General features: G+C 67.1%; 3 protein-coding genes. 2 read left to right on the top strand and 1 reads right to left on the bottom strand.

Annotated features, from left to right (window positions below; translation table 11 throughout):
- Together nhaA and CQW31_RS30480 are read left to right on the top strand one after the other, a co-directional pair.
- Positions 1 to 1748 (top strand): Na+/H+ antiporter NhaA (gene nhaA, locus CQW31_RS30485; protein WP_099816107.1); only part of this gene is annotated, 1748 nt, incomplete at its 5' end.
- A gap of 25 nt (positions 1749 to 1773) precedes the next feature.
- Entirely contained in the window at positions 1774 to 4425 is a 2652-nt protein-coding gene (locus CQW31_RS30480; protein WP_019726350.1) for an excinuclease ABC subunit UvrA, read from the top strand.
- 80 nt (positions 4426 to 4505) lie between these two features.
- Here the strand turns inward: CQW31_RS30480 and CQW31_RS30475 are convergent.
- Positions 4506 to 5158, bottom strand: a 653-nt coding sequence (locus CQW31_RS30475) for a conjugal transfer nickase/helicase domain-containing protein (RefSeq protein ID WP_158238197.1), incomplete at its 5' end; no start/stop codon positions are given.

Below are 5158 nucleotides of genomic sequence, written 5' to 3'. Positions count from 1 at the left end.
TGGCGTGGGCGAACTCGCCGCTATCCGATGCCTATTTCGAGTTGTGGCACCTGGACGTCGGGTTTGACTTCGGGCCGCTGGGCCTGCACATGGACCTGCATCACTGGGTCAACGACGGCCTGATGGTGGTCTTCTTCTTCCTGATCGGCCTGGAGGTGCGTCAGGAGTTCGCCCACGGATCGCTCCGGGATCGCAGCCGTGCCCGTCTCGCTCTGATCGCGGGGGTCGCGGGTGTCGTGCTTCCCGCGCTGGTGTATGTCCTGATCGTGGGGCTGGCCGGAAGTGAGGGCCTGCACGGGTGGGGGGCGGTGGTCGGCACCGATACGGCATTCATGCTGGGCACCCTGGCGATCGTCGGCCCGCGGCTATCCGGTCAGTTGCGCGTGTTCCTGCTCACCCTGACCGTGGTCGATGACTTCCTCGCCGTGTCCATCATCGGCATCGTCTATAGCGATGAGATTCGGATCGTCCCGTTGTTGATCGCCCTCGCCAGTCTCGTTGCGTTGTGGCGGCTAGGGCGCACCCGCCAGTGGCGGGCAATGCCGTATGTGCTGATCGTGATCGTGCTGTGGCTCGCAACCGTGTACTCCGGCATCCATGCCTCTCTCGCCGGGATGGCCGCGGGGCTGCTGATCCCCGCCTACGCGACGCAACGTCACAAGGTCGTCGCGGCAAAACAACTGTTCCGCGACTTCTGGCAGTCTCCGAGTGCCGCATCGGCCCGCGCGGTGGACTGCGGGCTGTCCCGGGGTATCTCGGTGAACGAGCGATTGCACGAGTTCCTGCGGCTGCCGACGGCGCTGCTGATCGTGCCGGTGTTCGCCTTGGCGAACGCCGGAGTGGACGTGCGTGGCGGGCTGCTCGCCGAGGCCTTCGGCTCGCCAGTCACGTGGGGCGTCATCGCAGGGCTCGTGCTCGGCAAGCTCCTGGGCATCGGGCTCATCACTCTCATCGCCGTCCGTCTCGGCCTGGGCCGGCTGCCCGAGGGCGTCGGGGTGGGCAGCGTGTTCGGTGGTGCGGCACTGTCCGGGATCGGGTTCACCGTGTCGCTGCTGATCATCGGGCTCGCGTTCGGCACGACCTCCGACTTGGGCCGCCAGGCGACGGTCGGCGTGCTCGTGTCGATGGTGTTCGCCACGTTGCTCGGGTGGCTGATCTTCAAGGTCGCCGCCCAGCGGTGGGGTGAGAAGACCGCTGACCTGCCGATGGTGCTTGAGCCACCGGTCGATCCGGAGATCGATCACATCCGCGGGCCGGAGGACGCCCAGCTCACACTCGTCGAGTACGTGGACTTCGAGTGCGCGTACTGTGCGCACGCCACCGGTTCGTGGGACGATCTGCGCGCCCACTTCGGGGACGACCTGCGGTATGTGGTGCGCCATCTGCCGCACCACCCGCACGGGCCGATTGCCGCGCGGGCGTCCGAGGCAGCGGCGAACCAGGGGATGTTCTGGCCGTGGCTGGACTTCGTGTTCACCCGTCAGCATGCGCTGGAGCGCGAGCATCTGATCGGCTACGCCGCCGAGCTTGGGCTCGACGTCGAACGGTTCATCGCGGATCTCGACAGCACCGCGGTGATCGAGCGTGTCGAGCGCGACCTCGCCAGTGCCGTCGCCAGCGGTGCGCACGCCACGCCGACGTTCTTCGTCGAGGGTCGTCGTCTGCGCGGCAGCTACGACGCCCGCACTGTCACCGCGGCGCTCGAAGCCAGTCGCCGCGGCCCCCGAACTCAGGAAGTCCCGTCCTGAGCGGGACGAACTACAGGATAAGAACATGCCAAACAATTCTTTCGGTGAATCCTCTTGTACCGCTGCGGCCAGCGGCATGGTGGAAGTGCGCGGCGCGCGCGAGAACAACCTCAAAGAGGTGGACGTTTCCATCCCGCGTAACGCGCTGGTGGTGTTCTCCGGCGTTTCCGGCTCCGGCAAGTCCTCGCTGGCCTTCGGCACCATCTACGCCGAGGCGCAGCGGCGCTACTTCGAGTCGGTGGCCCCCTATGCGCGGCGCCTGATCGACCAGGCCGGCGTGCCGGACGTCGATGCGATCGACGGCCTGCCGCCGGCGGTGGCGTTGCAACAGCAGCGGGGCTCCAGCAACGCGCGTTCCTCCGTGGGCAGTGTGACCACCCTGTCCAGCCTGGTGCGGATGATGTATTCGCGCGCCGGCGCCTACCCAGCCAACCAGCCGATGCTGTACGCCGAGGATTTTTCGCCCAACACGCCGCAGGGAGCGTGCCCGACCTGCCACGGCCTGGGCCATGTGTACGAGGTGACCGAGGCCATCATGGTGCCCGATCCCTCCCTGAGCATCCGCGAGCGGGCGATCGCCTCCTGGCCCCCCGCCTGGCAAGGCCAGAACCTGCGCGACATCCTGGTCAGCATGGGCTACGACGTTGACCGACCGTGGAAGGACCTGCCGAAGAAGGACCGCGACTGGATTCTGTTCACCGAGGAAACACCGACAGTGCCGGTGTACGCCGGCTTCACGCCCGCCGAGACCCGCACGGCGCTCAAGCGCAAGATGGAGCCGAGCTACATGGGCACCTTCACCGGCGCCCGGCGGTATGTGCTGCACACCTTTGCCAATACCCAAAGCGCACTGATGAGAAAGCGCGTGTCCCGGTTCATGGAGGGCAAGCCGTGCCCCACCTGCCACGGCAAGCGGCTCAAGCCCGAGGCGCTGTCGGTCACCTTCGCCGGCGTGGACATCGGCGCGTTCATGCAGATGCCGCTGGACCAGTTGGCGGCCTTGCTCGAACCCATTGCCCAGGGCGATTTCCGCGCCCATGCAGCGGGGGCGGCTACGGACAAGGAAGCGACCCGACGCGACCGTGCCGAACGCGCGGCCTCCGGCCGTGCCGTCCATGCGGTATCGCCCGACGTGCGCCGCACCTCCGCGCTGTCGGAAGAAAAGCGCCTCGCCGCGCAGCGCCTGGCCGGCGGTGTGATGGCGCGCCTGCGTCAACTGCGTGGGCTGGGCCTGGGTTACCTGACGCTGGACCGGGCCACGCCGACGCTTTCGGCCGGCGAGTTGCAGCGCCTGCGGCTGGCCACGCAATTGAGTTCCCTGCTGTTCGGTGTTGTGTACGTGCTCGACGAGCCCTCGGCGGGGTTGCACCCCTCCGACAGCCAGGCGCTGTACGACGCGCTCGACCGGCTGCGTGACGCGGGCAACTCGGTGTTCGTGGTCGAGCACGACCTGGACCTGATGCGCCGCGCGCAATGGCTGGTGGATGTGGGGCCGGATGCCGGGGAGCGTGGCGGCCGCGTGCTCTACAGCGGCGAGCCGGACGGCCTGCGCAAGATTGCCGAATCGCGCACCGCCCGCTATCTGTTCGACGAAATCGCCGCGCCGGGAAGCCGGGCACGCGAAGCGACCGGCTGGCTGGAGCTGCAGGGCATCCATCGTCACAACCTGCATGGCGTGGACGCACGCATTCCGCTGGGCGTGCTGACGGCCGTCACCGGCATCTCCGGCTCGGGCAAGTCCAGCCTCGTCGCGCAGGCGCTGCCGGAGCTGGTGCTACTGCACCTGGGCCACGAGCCCGAGGACGACGCGGCCGAAAGCGCCACCAGCGAAGGGCCGGCAGTGATCGAAGCGACTGGCGGTCATCTGGCGGGCGACGTGGACGCCATACAGCGCCTGGTGCAGGTGGACCAGAAGCCGATCGGGCGCACGCCCCGGTCCAACCTGGCCACCTACACCGGCCTGTTCGACCACGTGCGCAAGCTGTTCGCCGCCACGCCCGATGCGCGACGCCGCCGCTATGACGCCGGGCGCTTCTCGTTCAACGTGGCTAAGGGGCGTTGCGAGACCTGCGAGGGCGAGGGCTTCGTCAGTGTGGAGTTGCTGTTCATGCCCAGCGTGTACGCCCCGTGTCCGACGTGCCATGGCGCACGCTACAACGAGGCCACGCTGAAGGTGCAATGGAACGGGCGCAACATCGCCGAGGTGCTGCAGATGACCGTGGACGAAGCCAGCGAATTCTTTGCGGGTGAAGACGCCGTGGCCCGGCCCCTGCAATTGCTGCGCGATATCGGATTGGGCTATCTGCGCCTGGGGCAACCGGCCACGGAACTTTCCGGTGGCGAGGCGCAGCGCATCAAGCTGGCGACCGAGCTTCAGCGCAGCCAGCGCGGCCGAAGCCTGTACGTGCTCGACGAGCCAACCACCGGGCTGCATGCGTCCGATGCCGACCGGCTGCTGGTGCAGTTGCAGCGCCTGGTCGATGCCGGCAACACCGTGGTGATGATCGAGCACGATATGCGCGCGGTGGCCCAGGCCGATTGGGTGATCGACGTGGGGCCTGGTGCAGGCGCTGCCGGCGGCAGCATCGTGGTGGCGGGCTCCCCTCAGCAGGTGGCCCGAACGTCTGGCAGCCGAACCGCTCCGTTCCTTGCGCAGGAGTTGGCGCGGGCCGAGTAGCTCAGTTCGCCAAATGTTGCCAGCTTTCGCGGGGTATTGATCGTCGCCAAACGACGGTGGCGATCAATGCCCGAATCGCGTCATCCTTCCTGAGTCAGAGCAAGATAGGGATTGTTGGGCGGTATTTCGGGGAATGCCAAGGACCCATCTTCAAGGAGGTAGCCATGCAGTCGGCGGGACTTCCTCGGGCCCGTGACTTCACAGGTCCAAATGTTCAGGCCATTGGGGTGCTTGCGATGTAGCTGCAGCTTCTCGAAGCGCTTCTGCACCCACTGCCAATCCTGTTGCTTGTCCTGCCTGGCCAGCGCATCCACCTGGGGATGTTCCTGCGCGTAGCGCTGGAACACGCCGGGACTGACCAGGTAGGCGGTGTCGCTCACCGTATGCACGAGCGCCTTGGCGTCGTTGATGATGAGCCGTCGTGAGGCGATTCCCTGCTTCAGCCAAACCATGAACTGTTCCCCGGATGGCTTCGTTGCCGATGACCCAGGCGTAGGCGCGGGTGCAGGTGCAGGCGATGGAATGGACGTCGCGGCTGTTGCTGGCGCGGGGGTGTGGAGGAACTCCTCGGCATCCTGGCCAACGCCGGCCGACTCACCCAAGCCCACCATCGCGAGCAAATCCTCCATGACGTCGGGCACGGGCTGGGCTGCGGGCGGTGAAACGATGGTGGTGCTGTCGCCCTCCCAAATCGGAGGCTCTTGACCTCCCTGCGCTGGGTTCACCGAGACGG

This window comes from Pseudomonas sp. 382 (assembly GCF_002759075.1).
GTDB classification, from domain to species: Bacteria; Pseudomonadota; Gammaproteobacteria; order Pseudomonadales; family Pseudomonadaceae; genus Aquipseudomonas; species Aquipseudomonas vlassakiae.
This window is presented reverse-complemented; position numbering and strand designations above follow the sequence as displayed.